Here is an 18,633-nt window from a genome sequence, read left to right on the forward strand (position 1 = left end):
TTCAATAACCTCATAATCAAAAAAAACCTCTGCAAATGCAGAGGTTTTTCTTTTATAAACTTCAGATAGTACATCTGCGAAAACCTTATCGCTTAAAATAACGTATGTTTTTAACAGGCTAGTGATTTCAATATCAACTCCTCACCCCGTTTCACCCTTAAAAACTAACAAGTGCTTATGTAGCAACTTTAAAAACTCTGTATTATGAATAGAAAAGACTTTATTTTTTCAGTAGGAAAAGGGGTATTAATCGCTTGCTCTGGATCGTGTTTACTCGCATCCTGTAGCAGTAGCGATGACGGTATGGGAGATACGGGCGGTAATCCTGGCTCAGGAGGCAATGAAGGTAGCGGCACAAGAGTTAATCTGGCCATATCAGATATCCCTAATGTAGGAGATCAAAAACGTGTAAATAGTGTTTTATTTATACGCATCGCCACCGGAAATACTGCAGATGCATTTATTGCTACAGAAGCAGTTTGTCCACATCAGGGCGGGCAATTGGTTTTTAAAGGAGCACAAAATATTATAGAATGTCAATTGCATTTTGCTACCTATGAGCTCGACGGAGACACTGTTCAGGGTCCTCAAAACTCAGCTGGAAGCACCCGAGATCTAAAAATATATGCAACAACCTTGAATGATACTACTTTAACTGCTACGGTAAGCTGATTGCTATATTTATTGTAATAACTTCGCATCTTGATTTATAAAACTAAAAGAATCTAGATCACATGCGATATACAAAACTTCCTGATACAGAGATCGAAGTAAGTAAAATATGCCTCGGGACGATGACCTGGGGCGAGCAAAACACAGAAGCTGAAGGACACGCTCAGCTTGATTATGCTATTGAACAAGGCATCAATTTTATAGATACAGCAGAACTTTACAGTGTTCCCGGAAGAGCAGAAACTTACGGAAGCACAGAACGTATCATAGGCAGTTGGCTTAAAAACCGCGGTAAACGCGATGACCTCATCATAGCTTCAAAAATCGTGGGACCTGCAGAAATGTCTAAACACATCAGAACCGGCGGCTATACTAAAGCGGAGTTTAAAGATGCGATTCATAAAAGCTTAAAGCGCTTACAGACTGATTATATAGATCTGTATCAACTGCACTGGCCAGAGCGTAATACCAACTATTTTAGCAAGTTGGGCTATAGCCATGATGCCAAAGAAAGCTGGCAAGATAACTTTGCTGAGATTCTTGAAAATTTAAAGGATTTTGTAAAAGAAGGTCTCATCAGACACATGGGTCTAAGCAACGAGACACCTTATGGTCTTTCTCGTTATTTAGAAGAAAGCCGTAAAGGACTTCCTAAAATGATCACGGTTCAAAACCCATACAGTCTTCTTAACAGAAAAGATGAAATAGGTCTTACCGAGATTATGCATCGCGAAGATGTGGGTTACTTAGCCTATTCGCCTATGGCTTTTGGGGTACTTTCGGGTAAATATATAAATGGTACAGATAAGCCAGATTCGCGAATCAATAAATTTCCACAATACAACAGATATTCTAACGAACAGGCGGTTGAAGCTACAAAGCGTTATCAGGAAGTAGCTAGAAAACACAACATTTCTTTAGCACAAATGGCACTGGCTTTTGTCACAGACCGGCCATTTATGACTGCTAACATCATTGGGGCATCTTCTTTAGAGCAACTTAAAGAAAACATAAGCAGCATAGATCTTAAATTAACACCTGAACTATTAGAGGATATTGAAGCAGTACATACTGCGATCCCTAACCCTGCACCCTAATTTTAAAAATATTGATTATAAGAAAGCCCGCTAAATTAGCGGGCTTTCTTATAATTTATACACGTCTTTACTTTACTTCTAGTAATTCTATTTCAAAAATCAAAGTTGAAGACGGTGGGATTTCTCCCATATCACGATCTCCGTACGCCAAATCAGCCGGGATATAAGCACGGTATTTGGCTCCTTCTTTCATCAATTGTAAAACTTCGGTCCAGCCTTTTATAACCTGGCCTACCCCAAAAGTTATGGGTTCTCCGCGCTCATACGAACTATCAAATACGGTTCCGTCAATTAATTTACCTTCATAATTTACCTCAACTTTATCTGAAGCTTCGGGCGTGGCACCATTACCTGCACGTATGATTTCATACTGCAATCCGCTTTCGGTAGTGATGATTGCTTCTTTCTTTGCGTTTTCAGCTAAAAAATCTTTTTGAGCTTCTACGCGTTTTTTTCGCTCTGCTTCCTTAAGCTCAGAAAGCTCTTGGTTAAACTTTACCATTACTGCTCTACCCTCTTTTTCAGAAATCACAGAACTGTCTTTAAGCGCTTCCTGAAAGCCTTCTAAAAACACTTTTTTCTCAAAATAGTTGTCATAAGCAACCGGATCTTTTTTTATACTTTCTGCAATGGTCACGCCCATGTAATAGGCCACAGAATCCTGAAAACTTTGAAGTAAAGGTTTCTCTTCAACAACAACTTCTTTTGTACCACCACAATTTAAAAACAAGAATCCCAATGGGATAAAAAGCAATATTCTTTTCATATAACAAGTATCAAATTCAATTAGGCTGCTAAACTACTCATAAATACGCAGTCTGTTTTGAGTTTTTACAAGTTGTCTGTTTAAATTATCAATTTTATCAAGCAGATTGAGAATGACATCTATACCTTCAATATTAATATCTAATTCATTGTGAATACGCATAATTTTTTCAAAAACAGGAATGCTGTCGTGATGTAAACAACGCGTCTGAGATACGGTAACCACTTCAAGAACTCCCTTGTCGTGTAATTCTGTAAAAAACGTGTGCTCGATGTGGTATTGCTCACATAATTCTAATACTGGTATATAATCTGGAGTGCTCATCAGGATCTTAATTTTGCAAGTTCTTCAAATAATTCTTTTTCCTTAGCCGAAAGGTTTTGAGGCATTTTAACCTCGTAAGTGATGTATAGATCACCAGCCTGACCTTCTTTTTTATAAACCGGAAAGCCTTTGCCTTTGAGTTTTACTTGTTTGCCGTTAGGAGTCTCTGGAGCGACTTTGAGCTTGACACTGCTGTCAAAGGTCTCTATGACAAGCTCGCCTCCTAAAATTGAAGTATATAAGTCTAAAGGAACGGTTTTATACAGGTTAGCGCCATCTCTTCTAAAAGCGGTACTGTTGTTTATGATAAATTGAAGGTATAGATCTCCGTTAGGACCTCCATTTACACCGGGACCTCCGTAGACTTTAATCTTTATGGTTTGCCCATTTTCTACTCCAGCAGGTATTGTAAGCCTTATATTTTTACCATTAACGGTAAGTGTGCGTTTGTGTTTCTCAAAAACTTCGCGCAGCTCAAGTTCTAGTGTTGCATTAAAGTCCTGCCCTCTAAATTGGGCCTGGCGACCTCCTCCGCGAAAACCACCCCCGGCACCTCCGCCAAACATAGAACCGAAAAAATCTGAAAAATCTCCTTCGTCAAAACCTCCGCTGTATTGGGCGCGTCCACCTCCAGAAGCAGATCTGGAATATGGATTGCGCTGTTGTTCTGCCTGCTCGTAAGCATCAGCATGTTGCCAATCTTTTCCGTATTTATCGTATTTCTTCCGGTTTTCAGGATTACTCAGCACTTCGTTTGCCTCATTAACCTGTTTGAATTTTTCTTCAGCTTCAGTATCGCCGGGATTCACATCAGGATGGTATTTTCGGGCCAGTTTGCGGTAAGCCTTTTTAATTTCAGCTTCAGTAGCCGATTTATCAAGACCCAAAACCTTATAATAATCTATGTAAGCCATTTTGCTAAATGATTAAAGAATTTAGAAACAGAATACCTCTGCCTTTCTTCCTTTAAAATTACACTGTTTGGCACAAAAGCGATTACATACTCTTTTAAAATTTAGTTAGAATATGGGGTAGATCTGAAGAGTTTCCGCGCAAGCGAACTATGAGCTAAGGCTGTTTAAGTAAAAAGCCAGAACAAGACCTATAGCAGTAGCGATACCCGCCCAGTAACTGTCTTCTTGGTATGCTTTAGGAAAAACTTCTATAGCGAGAGAAGCAACTACGGCACCACCTGCAAAGCAACGGATGTTAGCCAGCGTTTCATCTGGAACGTCAGCAAGCAGTTGATTGCCTAAAAGTGCTGCAAGCGATAAGATTAAAGCTGTTGCAGACCACAGTAAAAGTACTTTCTTTTTAGAAGAACCGTTTTTAGTCATTTCTTTGGCTCCGCCTGCTGCTTCAGGAAGATTGGATAAGAAAATAGAACCGGACAGCGCAGCAACGGTAAGCGCATCGGCGCCTATAAGTGCCACTCCCAGTGCAAGATTTTCAGGAATTCCGTCCAGAGTAATTGCAGCGAGTAACCCCCCTCCACTATCTGAACCCCATTTTTTCTTAACCAAATAATCAAGTGCGGTAAAAACACCTGCACCTGCCATAACAATACCCAGCGCAATACCAATACTGGCTTTTTCTATCGCCGGGTTAATCAATTCTAATACAGTAGAAACAATAAGGGCTCCTCCTGCTAAAGCAACGAGAAAGCCCTCTGTTTTCTTAGATAAACTCCCGTAAATTCCCCAAACAGCGCCTAATATAAGCGCGCCGGATACTACGGAAATTACTATAAATGTCAATTTTTATTCTGAACCTTTAACGTCAATCAATTCTACGATAAATATAAGTGGCTCTCCCGGACCAATTTTAGCTCCAGAACCTCTTTGACCATAAGCCAATTCTGAAGGGATATAGAACTCATATTTTGCTCCTTCTTTCATCAACTGAAGACCTTCTGTCCATCCTTTGATTACTTGATTTACACCAAAAGTAGTTGACTCTCCACGGTCGTAAGAGCTGTCAAAAACGGTTCCGTCTAGTAATTTACCTTCATAATTTACTTCAACTTTATCGGTCTCAGATGGACTGTCACCGCTTCCTTCTTCGATTACTTTATACTGCAATCCACTTTCGGTAGTTTGAACACCATCTTTTGTAGCATTTTCTTTCAAAAATGCTTCTTCTTTTTTCTTATTGTCTGCTGCTTTAGCTTCTTGTTCTTTTTGCTGCTTTTCGCGCAATTGCATCTGAAACTTCTGCATCACTTGCTGCATCACTTGCTGGGGCATTTCTACACTATCAGTAAGCGCTTTGCGCACACCTTGTTCATACACATCAACATCAAAAAACTCATCAGGATTATCTCCTAAAGCTTGTTTAAATTGTGCTCCGGTATTCGCACCTATGATATAAGAAACAGAATCTTTAAAGGTTTTTAATTCTGCATCGCCTCCTGAGTTCATTTTAGAATTATTACAATTCACTAATGTAAGCGCAACAGGTAACGCTAGAAATAATCTATTCAACTTCATTTTATAAATTTTAAAATTTTCAAGTGCAAATAACGGGATATTAAAACACCTATAAAAATCTTTTAGAATCTATTATAAAATAGGTTTAACTCACAAAAGCACTATAACCGGTGATCGCTCTACCTACAATAAGTGAATTGATCTCCTTAGTACCTTCATAACTGTAAATCGCTTCGGCATCAGCCACAAAACGGGCTACATCATACTCTAGCAAAATACCATTACCGCCCATCACTTCACGGGCACGGCTCACCACATCGCGGGTACGCATCGAGCAAAATACTTTTGCTAAAGAAGCATGCTCATCAGTCAACTGGCCACCATCTTGCATCTCGCTTAAGCGGAAACAAAGCGTTTGCATAGCGGTGAGATTTGAAACCATCTCAACCAAATGGTTTTGTATCAGTTGAAAACTAGCAATTGGACGACCAAATTGCTCCCGCTTCTTGGTATATTTTAACGCTGCTTCATAAGCACCACGGGCGCAACCCACTGCTTGCCATGCCACACTGGCGCGTGTCATTTGCAATACTTTTGCAGTGTCTTTAAACGAGTTGGCATTTTGCAAGCGATCACTTTCGGGAACACGACAATTTGAAAGTGTGATCAACGCATTTTGCACAGTACGCAACGCCATTTTATCTTTCATCTTCTCAGCTTTAAAACCGGGGTTCTCTTTGCGCACAATGAAGCCTTTAACACGACCGCTCTCTTCATCACGTGCCCAAATGATTGTCATATCAGAGAATGTGGCGTTACCTATCCATTTCTTTTCTCCGTTTAAAACCCACTCCTCACCTTCTTTTCTACAGGTTGTTCCCAGCCCCCCGGCAGCACCAGAACCTACATCTGGCTCTGTAAGACCAAAAGCACCTATTTTTTCAAACTTCTGCATTTTAGGCAACCAGTATTGTTTTTGCTCTTCGCTTCCGCAAAGGTAAATAGAGCCCATTGCCAGACCACTATGCACACCGAAAAATGTCGAAATAGAAACATCAACTCTGGCAAGTTCCATCGCCAGAATTCCTTCTAGTAAAAAAGATTGACCGGGACAACCGTAACCTTTATAAGCAATACCGGCTAAATTAAGTTCTGCGAATTTAGGAATGATCTCATGCGGAAACTCGGCTCTGTTCCAGAAGTCGTTAGCAATAGGTTTTACCTCGTCTTCCATAAAATTGCGCATCTTCATCTGTATCGCCCGTTCTTCAGGAGAAAGCTTTTGCGCGAGGTTGTAAAAATCCCCGTCAATGGGTGGTAATTTATGCTGGCCTTTTTTTGCTTGAGAATTCAACATTTTCATCAAACCTTTCAGTTGACGATCATCAAGATTTCCCACAGCGCTCATTACCTGAGACAGATCAACTTTTTGAGAGAGTTTGGCCAAAGCATCCAGATCTACCGATTTCAACAAGCCTATTGTATTTTTTACTTTTCCGAATAACGACATCGTTTGCGTTTTTATAATTCAGTTTAAAAATACCAAGCTTTTGGCGCTCTTGCAGCCAAAAAAACGTTAATTACAACTAAAGCGGAGTTACTAAACTTTTATGCACAAATGCTCGCTTTGCCGCTGAAGTTTCAACATGCAACCAATCTGCTGTTATACCTAAAAGATTTACTGTATCTAACCGCGTAAGTGAACCTATTTGCTGAGACTTTGCCGAAGCACTGCTTCTCAAATTAGCACGAACTGACTTAACAAAATACCTGTTATAAATTTCTGAAGCTTCCTGATCGTTTGCCAGTTTAGGCTCTTCTTTTACAAACGGCAACGGATCAATCGTACCACTACCCCGACTGTAAACCCCAAAATGCAAATGTGGCGGTGTTGTACGCGCATTACCCGTATTGCCTAACAGACCTAGAGTATCCCCAATTTTCACGCGCTGACCATTAGTCGCAATAATACTGTCTAAATGCGCATAATACAAACTGTTGCCAAAAAGACCATCTCGCAACCAGACCTGCTTACCACCCAGACCGCGATTGCCGGTTCTGCTCACATAACCGGCTACACTAGCGAGCACAGGCGTACCCCGTGATGCAAAGATATCTACACCCTCGTGACTGCGCTTACCACCATCTCTGGGCGCTCCCCAATAACTTTGTATGGCTTTACTTGAAATGCCTGCTACCGGAAAACTATAGCCAGGTGTGCTCGATATAGTTAGTGTAAAATTTGACGCAGCGTTCAATTGAGGTTGAAAAACCACTTTATAAATCGCTGACTTTTTAGGTGAAAAATTCAACGTTGAATGTTCGTAAGCGGCCTGCTCCTCGAGTTTAAAAGGAGATATACTATCTGAAGTTTTCTCATACAGGTCTATAAAAACCAAAGGGTTTAAGCTGTCTGTTATAATACTGAAATCGTAGTTACGACCCCGTTCAAGATGGAGTTCATAGGCATAGACCGGATTAATTTCAGCATTAAAAATTCCGGTTTCCTGATAAGGAGAATCTACATACAAACTATCCTGAAGCGCTTCTTTAAATGTCATATTCCAAAAAATATAGGGCAAAGAATCCGATTCAAAGTTGCGCGCATAAACTTCCCGCGCTGTGGGTTGTGTTATAAAATCGGTAGCCTTAGTCAACTTGCTACATGAAGCGAATATGAGCAACCCGATTAATCCAAAATATATTTTTTGATTATTTAGCATAGTTTATAATAATACACAGAAACTATGCCATTTTAAAATTTTAGAAGAGTGAAAGTTGCCCCGGTCTGTACTGCTCAAACAAATCACAATTGAGTGGTGCAATGCTTCTTCCTTTGAGGAATTTATTACGTCCCAATTCCATTTGTGCTTTTATCTGGTTAGCAAACTCCCCGCTTCCCCGCATTCTGCGACCAAACTGGGAATCGTTTAAATTGCCTTCGTGACAAGCCGCAATCTGATTGAGCACTTTATCTGCGCGATCTGGCATCGCCGATCTAATCCACTGTTCAAAAATTTTACCGATGGCACCATTGAGACGCACTACCGTGTACCCTACTGAGCGTGCACCGTGATCAGCTGCTGCTTTGATGAGGGGTAACACTTCGTGACTATTGATCCCCGGGATTATGGGTGCGGTCATCACATTGACTGGAACGCCCAATTCTGATAACTTTTTTACAGTTTCTAAACGTTTTTTGATACTTGCGGTACGCGGCTCAAGCAAGCGTCTGGTTTTTTCATCTAAAGTTGTAATAGACATATTTACCTGAATCAAGTTGTTTGCAGCCAATTCTTTAATGACATCAAGATCTCGCTGAATCAATGCATTTTTAGTGATGATAGCTACCGGATGCCGGTATTTATAAAAAGTCTCTAGTAAGTTACGCGTAATTTTAAAACGCTTCTCTGCAGGCTGGTAACAATCTGTATTTCCTGAAAGAACAACGGGAGCAGCTTTCCAGCTTTTTTTGGTGAGGTGCTTTTCTAGCAAACGCACGGCATTGCGTTTGACTAAAATGCGACTTTCAAAATAGAGACCGGCACCATAGCCCCAATATTCATGCGAATTGCGCGCATAGCAATATACGCAGCCGTGCTCGCAACCCTGATACGGGTTTAAGGAATATCCCATTCCCACATCTGGACTTTCTACTTTGTTGACTATGGTTTTGGGAAACGTATCTATAAAGAGCGTCTTTAAATTTTGTGGCTCATCGCCTTCCTGAGCACAGTAGTTTAGAAAATCATCCCGCAGCTCGTGACTGTTTTGATCAAACCGATTAGCAATTTGTGCCTGAGCTCCCCGCCCTTTTAGGTGTTCCCCTTCTGCTTGCATAAAATTGGATTTATTACAAATATATGGAATAATTCCTTTTTATAAAGTTGAAAAATCGCTTATAGAGAGCAATTTGAAAAGGTAGGTTTTTAGTTAAAAGGTTTTGCGACATTACTTTTTATCGCTTAATATCTGTAGTAATTTTTTCTGGTCTTGTCGATTGTCCCAAAATGCAGTAATCACAATCTCGTTATCGGCTACTTTATAGAAAATGCTGAAATTTCCAAGGGATGTTACCCAAGTGTCTTTGAAATCAGTTTTTCTATAAATGAAAGGCGTTTCAGCTATTTGATTAGTTCGTTCTGCTACAATTTGAATTAATTTCTTCGAATACGTAGTAGATTTGTTCCATTTTACCCAATATTCAGGTATTCCAACGTATTAAATATCCGCAGTGCGTGTCAATCTTACAGCTCGTTTAGTCACTCCAGATTGCGTTTATCCATGGTTTCCTGTGAAATCAAACGCCCATTTCTAATATCGGCTTCGCTCATTTCAAGCATTTCTTTTTGCTCGCCATTAAGCTCTACAATTTCATCGTCTGCGGTAGTGGAAGAAATCAGTTTATCAAGAGCGACTAAAACATCCTTGTTTTGAATAGAACGGATTTTGTCAATAAGTTCGCCACGTATTTTATCAACTGTCGCCATAATTATTTTATATAATGTACAATTTCGGAAATTTCGTCGAGTTCTCATAATGCTGTACAACGAACCAAATTAAATGACGATTAAAAAGTGATAAGCAATAGGTCAAATCTTTAATATTTAAATCAAAAAAACCGCTCAAAAGCGGTTTTTTTGATTACTCTAATAGAGTGCCTTTATTTCCCAGGAAACTCCGGTTTGCGTTTTTCTAAAAAGGCACTGGTACCTTCTTTAAAATCTTCGGTGCCAAAGGAAGCTCCAAAACCTTCGATCTCGGTATCATAACCGTTAACTCCGGTTTTAAAGCCTGCATTTACGGCTTGTATCGCTGTAGCAATTGCAACCCCACTATTGTTTAAGATTTTTGCGGCTATTTTTTCGGCGTGCGACATCAATTCTTCCTGCATTGTCACGTGATTGACCAGACCGTATTGTAACGCCTGATCTGCATTGATCATACTCGCGGTCATGATCATCTCAAAAGCGCGGCCTTTGCCAACCAGCTGCGGTAAGCGTTGCGTACCCCCATATCCGGGAATCAGGCCCAGAGAAGTTTCCGGCAATCCCATACGGGCGTTGTCACTCGCAATACGAATGTGTGCCGACATCGCCAATTCTAGTCCGCCTCCTAAAGCAAAACCGTTAATAGCTGCGATCACCGGCGTGCTTAAATTTTCGATGAAATCAAATAACAATTTTTGACCTTTTCGCGCCAGCAACGCTCCTTCTTCTTCTTCAAAATCAGAAAATTCACTGATGTCTGCGCCGGCCACGAATGCCTTCTCTCCGCTTCCGGTCAAAATGATAACCCCTATATCTTCATCAGCATCTGCTTTGGCAAAGGCATCGTGCAGTTCTTGTATGGTATCGCGGTTGAGTGCGTTTAACTTTTTAGGTCGGTTGATGGTTATGACAGCCAATTGATCATCGACTTCATAAATAAGATTTTCAAAATTCATAGTCGTAATTTTTATTCCACAAAGTGGAAGTTATTGCTAGATGTAAGGCTCAATTTCAGGTAGATCTATACCTCAGCAATAGGAAAAGTTACTTTAAAAACGGTTCCTCTTTCGGCCTTAGAAGTAAAGGTAATGGTTCCGTTATAGGTTTCCACAATATTTTTTACCATCGCCAGACCCAGGCCCATTCCGCTGGATTTTGTGGTAAACTTAGGCTCAAAGATCATTTCAGCATTCTCTTCAGAAATACCGTGACCGTTATCACAAACCAGAATGCACACCGTGTCTTCATCGCCTTTGATCTCAACCCTAATTTTAGGATCTTCGACATCTTCGGTAGCCTGAATGGCATTTTTTACCAGATTGGTTATCACTCTAATGAGCTGGGTACGGTCTAACTTTACAATAATTTCTTCGGAATCTGTACCAAAAGTAAGGTAATGCTCTGTGAAAATATCCAGTGCTAATTTGGTCACAAAAACCACATTAAGCGTTTCGTTTTGCTGCGCAGGCATTTTTGCAAAATTGGAAAAAGCCTCCGCAATCGAACTCATCGTATCTATCTGCTGGATGAGGGTTTTGCTGTATTCATCTAACTTTTTATGAATCTCTGGATCTTCGGGGTCAAAACGTCGCTGGAAACTCTGCACTGTCAAACGCATTGGCGTCAAGGGATTTTTGATCTCGTGTGCCACTTGCTTGGCCATCTCGCGCCACGCCGCTTCACGCTCACTTTGTGCAAGTTTTGCCGCACTATTTTCGAGCTCGTCGATCATCCCATTATAGGATTTTACCAGATTGCTGATTTCTTCACTGGCATCATCAATCTCAATGCGCTGGTTGCGTTTATCTAACCGGGTTTGGATCATCTTATCACTTATGGTTTTTAAACTGCGCGTAATGTATCGCGATAAGAAATATGATAGCGCAGTTGCGATCAAGAGCATAAACAAATACCCTTCTGCCAGGCGGCGTAAAAATTCGTCCAATTCACGCGTGATGAAATCATCATCCTGAATGTACGGCAGATTCATAATCGCCAGCGGCTTAAACTGGTTGTCGTTGATGTAAGTATATGAAGATTGATATTTAACGCCGTCAATCTCAGATTGTACCACCCAACGTTTTGTAGGCATATTTGCTAAACCTTCTAATACATTGGGATTTAAGGAAGTTTCTAAGGTGTCTTCGGTAAAACTTTCTTTTGATTTGACTAGAAGCTTTCCGTTGAGATCATAAATATTGATAGGTAAATCGTGAACATCTGCAATGCGGTAGATGTCGTTGTTAAACTTTAAAATAAACGGAATATTCTCAGAAATAACCTCGTAAGTCGTCTGGTCTAAAACATAAGCGATCTCTGCCCTGATCTGATCTTCTTTACGCAACAAGCGATCTCTGTGATATTCTTTAGCCTCTTCTTTATATTGAACGACACTAATAATACCAATGAGGATCGAAGCTCCCAAAATGAGAAATACCATCCCAAAAAAGATGCGCAGGCGTAAAGAAAGCTTATTGAATTTCATTGGCAGATAAGTATCAAAAACCGCGCCGTTAGGCATTAGGGTTTTTGTCGCGTATGCTTTTATAGAGTTTTATGCCTAACATTAAAAGTATGGCCAAGGTAATTAAACCGGCCAATCCCCAGATCCAGTTGGTTGTACTTTTTGTAATAACCAGAAAAATAACTGCGAAAAGAATAAGCGTTGGTCCCTCATTCCAAATGCGCATAAACTTGGTGGTGTATTTAAAATTACCGGCTTGTAACTGTTTATAGATCTGATGGTTTTTAAAGTGATAGGCATACAACAAAACCACAAACCCTAGTTTGATCTGCATCCACGGAGCATATAAAATCCCCGAGTTTAAATGCAGCATAATAAAGGCAAAAAGACTGGCTAAAATCATCGAAGGCCAGGTTATTATTTTCCAGAGACGCTTAGTCATCAAAGCCAGTTGATCTCCCAAAATTGTACGATCTGGTTCAGATTTTTCAGAAGCTTCAATCTGATACATAAACAAGCGTGGCACATAGAACAAGCCTGCAAACCACGTCACAATAAATATAAGATGCAGAGATTTTAGATAGTTGTAATATTCCATACCGCAAAGGTAAAGCTAATTGCACGTTGTGTGAAGGGATAATATAGTGTTAAAACAACTGCAGCAGTATTAAAACCACCCCTCAATTTCTGCGAAATTGTGTCCCCTCCTTTGAAAGGGAGGGGAACTCTTTAAAAGGTTTTAATTAATTCTCTTCAATGAACAGATAATTCAATTGCATTGCATTAAACTCTTTATTGAATGCAGCAACCTCATCGCTAACCAACTTGTCAAACTTGTTTAATTCTGAATCTATTTTAGCTGTTAGTTCATCTTTTACCGCTACATCCTGATCTGTAGGAGCAAAATCTCCCATCCCTACCAGTGCATTTAAATGTGCCAATTTATTGGTTAACCGGATTGGGAAGTTTAGAGGATCCTGACCACTTCTGTTTTTGGTTTGGTACAGGGCTTTTTCGATTTCTTCCAAACCTTCGCGTAGTTTTTTCGATTTTTCCCGCAATTCTTTGGTATCCGGATTGTCTTTGTATTGCTTTTCAAAAGCACTCAGCTGTCCGGTGATGTTGCGTATTTTTTTGATGCTTTGATGCGCGTGATCTACGGTTTCATTAACATCATTGATAAAATCAAACTGCGCCTGCATATCAGCTAAAGTCGATTCAGAACGGGGATCTGCTAAAACCGTATAAGGCTGTGAGTAATCCGTGCCGTTTACATTCAATTTTACGGTATAAGTACCAGGAATTTGTTTGGGTCCTTCGGTACTGGCCCACCATAAAATCATTCCGGGCAAACGTTCTGCACCTTCATAGGTCATATCCCAGTTAAACTGGTTGCCTCCTTGTTTAACTTCCAGTTTGTCCTTTTCGCCTTTGGTGCTATACGATTTAATCGTGTCTCTTTTCGCATCAAAATAGGTGAGCGCAACACTGTCTTTCTTCGCATCATATTCCGGAAGGTAGAAATAGGTCATCACGCCACTGGGATGATTGGTTCCTGCGGAATTCGATTTGCGACTGCCGCCATCCATACGATAGGTGTCTTTGGGTTTGAATAGTTTTACCACATTGGTTTTACTATCGCCATCCAATTGATGCAATACGCTCAAATCATCAATAATATACAAGCTGCGACCCTGAGTAGCGACGATCAAATTGTTGTTTTTAAGGGCCAAATCTGTAACCGGAACAATTGGTAGATTTAATTGAAAAGGCTTCCAGTTGGCTCCCGCATCAAACGAAATGTACATTCCGGTTTCGGTCCCCGCATACAGCAAACCTTCCTGCTCCGGATCTTCGCGAACCACGCGGGTGAAGTGCTCGGGAGCGATCCCGTTGGTGATTTTTTTCCAGCTTTTGCCGTAATCGGTAGTTTTATACAAATATGGCGCAAAGTCACCCGATTTGTATTTGGTACCCGCGATGTAGCAGGTTCCTTCATCAAAATAAGATGGCTCGATGCTGTTGATCATCATCCACTCGGGCATTCCTTTGGGCGTTACGTTTTCCCAATTCTTACCGCCATCACGGGTTACATAAACGAGTCCGTCGTCACTACCCGTCCATAACAGACCTTCTTTTAACGGACTTTCATTGGCTGCAAAAATGGTACAGTAGTATTCTACGGAAGTGTTATCCTGTGTGATGGGTCCGCCTGAAGATTTTTGCTTCGACTTATCATCTGTCGTCAAATCGGGACTGATAACCTCCCAGCTTTGGCCTTCATTGGTCGTTTTATGCACATGATTGCTGAAGGTGTACAGCACATCGGGATTGTGACGGGAAAACATAATGGGGAAATTCCATTGAAAACGGTACTTCATGTCTTCGGCACCGTGACCCATAGGATTATCGGGCCATACCGAAACCGAGCGCACGCTGTTGTTCTCGTGATTGACGCGGGTTAAGAATCCATCATAACTTCCACCATAAACAATGTCTGGGTTTTTGGGATCTACCGTGATATGGGCACTCTCGCCACCGGCAGTGCTTTCCCAGTCTTCTTCACTTATGCTGTATCCATCGGTGCGATGCGGAATACGAACAGTAGAATTATCTTGCTGTGCGGCATAAATACGATACGGAAACTGGTTGTCTGTTGTCACCCGATAAAATTGTGCGGTAGGCTGGTTGTGATAGGTACTCCAGGTTTCGCCTCCATCATAGGTAATCTGCGCACCACCGTCATCGCCCATAATCATACGCATAGGATCCTCGGGAGCAATCCATAAATCGTGGTGATCGCCGTGTGGGGCGTTGTTGCTTTCGAAAGTTTTACCGCCGTCTGTACTTTTATGATAGCTTACGTTAAGCACATATACCACATCTTCATCTTCGGTATCTGCATAGACTTTGGTGTAATACCAGGCACGCTGGCGTAAGTTTCGGTCGTCGTTAATGAGTTTCCAAGTGGCACCGGCATCTTCACTGCGGTAGAGTCCGCCTTTGTCTTTATTTTCAACCATTGCGAAAACCCGCTCAGAGTTTACGGGCGAAACGGCTACACCAATAATCCCTAACGTATCAATGGGGAAACCTTCGTTTTTAGAAATTTCTTTCCAGGTGTTACCGCTGTCTGTAGATTTCCATAATGCTGAACCTTCACCCCCACTTATAAAACTGTATGGTGTTCTTCGGCTGTGCCAGGTTGAAGCATATAAAACGCGTGAATTATTGGGATCAAAAGTAAGGTCAACCGCACCCGAATCTTCATTAGAAAACAGCACTTTATTCCAGCTTTTACCGCCGTCTGTAGTTTTGTAAACACCACGTTCTTCGGTGGGTTTGTAGATATCACCTAAAACTGCCGCATATACCACATCGGGATTATCCGGGTGAATCACAATTTTTGAAATGTGCCTGCTTTTAGGCAAGCCTGCCTGGTCCCAGGTTTTACCGGCATCTGTGGTTTTCCACATGCCGTAGCCGGAAGAAACATTTCCGCGCAGCGTATTTTCACCACCGCCCACATACATAATATTATGATCGCTGGGTGCCACGGCTACCGAGCCGATACTTCCACCAAAAAAGCCGTCTGAAATATTCTCCCAGGAGCGTCCGCCGTCTTTGGTACGCCAAACTCCACCTCCGGTTGCTCCAAAGTAAAACAGATTGGGTTTACCGGGAACTCCGGTTACTGCAGCGCTACGACCACCGCGAAAAGGTCCCACCAAACGGTATTCTAATGCTTCATAAAGAGACTCGTCAACATCCTGACCAAAACCTGAATAAGTTGAAAAGACTAAAACTGAAAAAAATAAACGAAGTAAAAATTTGTGCATACTTAAAAAACTTAGTTAGTAGCTAACTAAGTTAATCAATCAATTCTTTTCTGTAGTACCCGTTTCTAGTTTTAGCCGGGTTTCTCGCCATAAAAAGTATCCTGTAACGATTGTAGATAGCGTATCTGCCAGCGGAAAAGAGATCCATACGCCTAATTCTCCAAAATAATTGGGTAGTATAAGCACTAGCGGAATGAAGAAAAAACCTTGTCTGGTCAAGGTTAACAATAAAGCTGGTGTCGCTTTACCTATCGCCTGATAATAAGCTGACCCTATCAACTGAATCCCGATAATCGGAATCGCGGCAAACACCCAGCGCATGGCCCAAGGCGTGTCACGTAAAACCGCTTCGTCTTGCGTAAAAACCGAAACTATACTTTCGGGAAAAATCATGATCAACGCAAAAATGACTAAAGCCACCCCACAAGCATAGGTAATGGCAAGTTTGATGCTTTCGCGAACGCGTGAATAATTTTGTGCACCATAATTGTACCCGGCGATCGGTAAAAAACCTTGTGTTACGCCAAGAACCGGAAACAAGGCAAACATAAGCATACGGCCAATTATCGCATAAACGGTTACCGAAGCTTCTCCTCCCAATTCAAAAAGAATATTATTCATCAATAAATAGGTAATGCTCACCACCGCCTGACGCGCAAGCGTCACAAAACCTAAGGCAGACATTTCTTTGAGAATGGGAAGATCAAGACCAAAATGACTGAAATCTATTTTCAATTCTGAATTGTCACTTAAAAAATACCAAAGCACATAGAAAAAACAACAGATATACGAAGCCGTGGTAGCCCAGGCAGCTCCTTCCATCCCCATATCGAGAACATTGATAAGCAAGTAATCTAGAATTAAATTCCCCAGCGACGGAATGATCATCGCAATCATCGCAAACTTGGGTTTTCCTTCTGCTCGAATCACGTTATTGCCCATCATACAAAATGCCAATACCGGCACACCATACAACACAATTCTATAATAAATTTTAGCAGGATCGAAGATGTCTCCTTTTCCTCCAAAAGCAGGAATCAATTGATTGATAAAAACCAATCCTAAAACCACCATACTTACTGTTAGCAAAAATGTGATTGTGATTTGATTGCCAAAAGTTTTTAAAGCCTTTGCCTTATCATTTGCTCCCAAAGCCCTGGAAATAATAGAAGAACCACCAATGCCAATTGCCATACCCAAAGCCGCAATAAAAAAAGAAACCGGAAGCACTACGTTTATTGCGGCAATGGCAATACTGCCAATCCAGTTACCCACAAAGATGGTGTCTACCAAGATATTAAGTGACATTACCAAAATACCTATTGATGCCGGCAAAGCCTGCTTGATCAATAGAGAACTGATAGACTCATTACCTAAAGCTTCAGATTTATTTGGTTTGAGCAATTTGTATTCTATTTAGAAAGATTTCAGCCTAATCAAGAGATTCCCGCCTAAGCGGGAATTAAATTATGCTATCGCTTTTGAGGCTTCAACCAAAGCCCAATCGTTGATCCAGGTGGCAATTACGTGCGCCCAATCATCCCGGTCATTCAAACACGGGATCGTTGTGAATTCTTTACCGCCCATCTCGTGAAAGATCTCTTCCCCTTCCATAGCGATTTCTTCTAGCGTCTCGAGGCAATCACTTACAAAAGCCGGTGTAACGATCGCTATTTTTTTGATTCCTTCTTTACCAAAACGCTCTATGGTACGATCTGTATAAGGCTGCAACCACGGATCAAAACCTAAACGCGATTGAAACGAAGTAAAATATTTATCTTTTTCTAAACCTAACTTTTCTGCAACCTGTCTGGTTGTATCATAACACTGATGACGGTAACAAAACTGGTGTGCTTGTGATGGTGTCTGGCAGCAGCTGCCATCTATTTTACAATGGCTTTTTGTAACATCACTTTTTCTAATGTGACGCTCAGGAACCCCATGATAACTAAAAACCAATTTTTCAAAATCGAGATCTTTAATCTTTTCCTGAATGCTTCGGGAAAGCACTTCGATATATTCGGGTTTGTTGTAAAATGCCGGGATATCTGAAAAACGCATATGCGGAAAATGCTCTTTGCGCAACTCTTCAGCTAAAACCAAAATAGTTTCGGTAGTTGCCATCGCAAATTGCGGATATAACGGAAGAATCAAAACCTCATCTACTCCTTTTGCATTGAGTTCTTCAAGACCTTCTTTTAAAGATGGAGTTCCATAACGCATTGCCAAAGCAACAGGGACATCAACTTTATCGGAAACCTTTGCCTGAAGTCTTTCACTTAAAACAATAAGTGGCGAACCTTCATCCCACCATATTTTTGAATAAGCTTCTGCAGATTTTTTTGGCCTTGTATTCAAGATGATGCCTTTTACAAGCAGCGTACGCGCCCAAAGTGGAACATCAATCACGCGCTCATCCATCAAGAATTCACCCAGATATTTTTTTACGTCTTTAGGGTCTGTGCTATTGGGCGAGCCCAGATTGACCATAAGTACTCCTTTTTTCATGCTTATTTTTTAAACTTCAAAATTACGACTTATACCCCTGTTAA

Annotated in this window: 18 protein-coding genes; 2 read left to right on the forward strand and 16 right to left on the reverse strand. The window is 41.0% G+C overall.

Features of this window, described 5'->3' with window-relative positions; translation table 11 throughout:
- Positions 1-204 precede the first annotated feature (204 nt).
- The gene (locus DSM03_RS02630) at positions 205-672 is read left to right on the forward strand and encodes a QcrA and Rieske domain-containing protein (protein WP_128759440.1); all 468 of its coding nucleotides are present in this window, start codon (positions 205-207) and stop codon (positions 670-672) included.
- Positions 673-734: 62 nt separating this feature from the next.
- A complete protein-coding gene (locus DSM03_RS02635; RefSeq protein ID WP_128759441.1) occupies positions 735-1,769 on the forward strand; it encodes an aldo/keto reductase in 1,035 nt (344 codons plus the stop codon).
- Positions 1,770-1,836: 67 nt separating this feature from the next.
- Here DSM03_RS02635 and DSM03_RS02640 read toward each other — a convergent pair whose 3' ends face one another.
- The 16 genes from DSM03_RS02640 to hemH form a co-directional block, all read right to left on the reverse strand.
- Positions 1,837-2,535 (reverse strand): BamJ family beta-barrel-assembly machinery protein, encoded by a 699-nt coding sequence (locus tag DSM03_RS02640; protein ID WP_128759442.1) that lies wholly within the window; start codon positions 2,533-2,535, stop codon positions 1,837-1,839.
- A 33-nt stretch (positions 2,536-2,568) separates the two neighbouring features.
- Positions 2,569-2,859, reverse strand: coding sequence for a chaperone modulator CbpM (locus DSM03_RS02645; RefSeq protein WP_128759443.1), 291 nt, complete (start codon positions 2,857-2,859; stop codon positions 2,569-2,571).
- Entirely contained in the window at positions 2,859-3,773 is a 915-nt protein-coding gene (locus DSM03_RS02650; RefSeq protein ID WP_128759444.1) for a DnaJ C-terminal domain-containing protein, read from the reverse strand. The genes DSM03_RS02645 and DSM03_RS02650 overlap by 1 nt, the downstream gene beginning before the upstream one ends.
- A 147-nt stretch (positions 3,774-3,920) precedes the next feature.
- Positions 3,921-4,616 (reverse strand): ZIP family metal transporter, encoded by a 696-nt coding sequence (locus DSM03_RS02655; protein ID WP_128759445.1) that lies wholly within the window; start codon positions 4,614-4,616, stop codon positions 3,921-3,923.
- Positions 4,617-4,619: 3 nt separating this feature from the next.
- Positions 4,620-5,348, reverse strand: coding sequence for a BamJ family beta-barrel-assembly machinery protein (locus DSM03_RS02660; protein WP_128759446.1), 729 nt, complete (start codon positions 5,346-5,348; stop codon positions 4,620-4,622).
- Between the two features lie 85 nt (positions 5,349-5,433).
- Positions 5,434-6,798 (reverse strand): acyl-CoA dehydrogenase family protein, encoded by a 1,365-nt coding sequence (locus DSM03_RS02665; protein ID WP_128759447.1) that lies wholly within the window; start codon positions 6,796-6,798, stop codon positions 5,434-5,436.
- Between the two features lie 76 nt (positions 6,799-6,874).
- Positions 6,875-8,011, reverse strand: coding sequence for a M23 family metallopeptidase (locus DSM03_RS02670; RefSeq protein ID WP_128759448.1), 1,137 nt, complete (start codon positions 8,009-8,011; stop codon positions 6,875-6,877).
- 40 nt (positions 8,012-8,051) lie between these two features.
- Complete coding sequence (locus DSM03_RS02675) at positions 8,052-9,128, reverse strand: PA0069 family radical SAM protein (RefSeq protein WP_128759449.1); 1,077 nt, start codon at positions 9,126-9,128, stop codon at positions 8,052-8,054.
- Positions 9,129-9,239: 111 nt separating this feature from the next.
- Positions 9,240-9,500, reverse strand: coding sequence for a type II toxin-antitoxin system RelE/ParE family toxin (locus DSM03_RS19085; RefSeq protein ID WP_262707727.1), 261 nt, complete (start codon positions 9,498-9,500; stop codon positions 9,240-9,242).
- 50 nt (positions 9,501-9,550) lie between these two features.
- Positions 9,551-9,778, reverse strand: coding sequence for a hypothetical protein (locus DSM03_RS02685; RefSeq protein WP_128759450.1), 228 nt, complete (start codon positions 9,776-9,778; stop codon positions 9,551-9,553).
- Between the two features lie 173 nt (positions 9,779-9,951).
- Entirely contained in the window at positions 9,952-10,734 is a 783-nt protein-coding gene (locus DSM03_RS02690; protein ID WP_128759451.1) for an enoyl-CoA hydratase/isomerase family protein, read from the reverse strand.
- A gap of 65 nt (positions 10,735-10,799) precedes the next feature.
- Entirely contained in the window at positions 10,800-12,263 is a 1,464-nt protein-coding gene (locus DSM03_RS02695) for a sensor histidine kinase (RefSeq protein ID WP_128760089.1), read from the reverse strand.
- A 28-nt stretch (positions 12,264-12,291) separates the two neighbouring features.
- A complete protein-coding gene (locus tag DSM03_RS02700) occupies positions 12,292-12,840 on the reverse strand; it encodes a CopD family protein (RefSeq protein ID WP_128759452.1) in 549 nt (182 codons plus the stop codon).
- A gap of 145 nt (positions 12,841-12,985) precedes the next feature.
- A complete protein-coding gene (locus DSM03_RS02705; protein ID WP_128759453.1) occupies positions 12,986-16,081 on the reverse strand; it encodes a VPS10 domain-containing protein in 3,096 nt (1,031 codons plus the stop codon).
- Between the two features lie 39 nt (positions 16,082-16,120).
- Positions 16,121-17,485, reverse strand: coding sequence for an MATE family efflux transporter (locus tag DSM03_RS02710; protein ID WP_201740397.1), 1,365 nt, complete (start codon positions 17,483-17,485; stop codon positions 16,121-16,123).
- A 63-nt stretch (positions 17,486-17,548) separates the two neighbouring features.
- Positions 17,549-18,589 (reverse strand): ferrochelatase, encoded by a 1,041-nt coding sequence (gene hemH, locus DSM03_RS02715; protein ID WP_128759454.1) that lies wholly within the window; start codon positions 18,587-18,589, stop codon positions 17,549-17,551.
- Between the last annotated feature and the right edge of the window lie 44 nt (positions 18,590-18,633).

The organism is Leeuwenhoekiella aestuarii, from assembly GCF_004104055.1.
GTDB classification, from domain to species: Bacteria; Bacteroidota; Bacteroidia; order Flavobacteriales; family Flavobacteriaceae; genus Leeuwenhoekiella; species Leeuwenhoekiella aestuarii.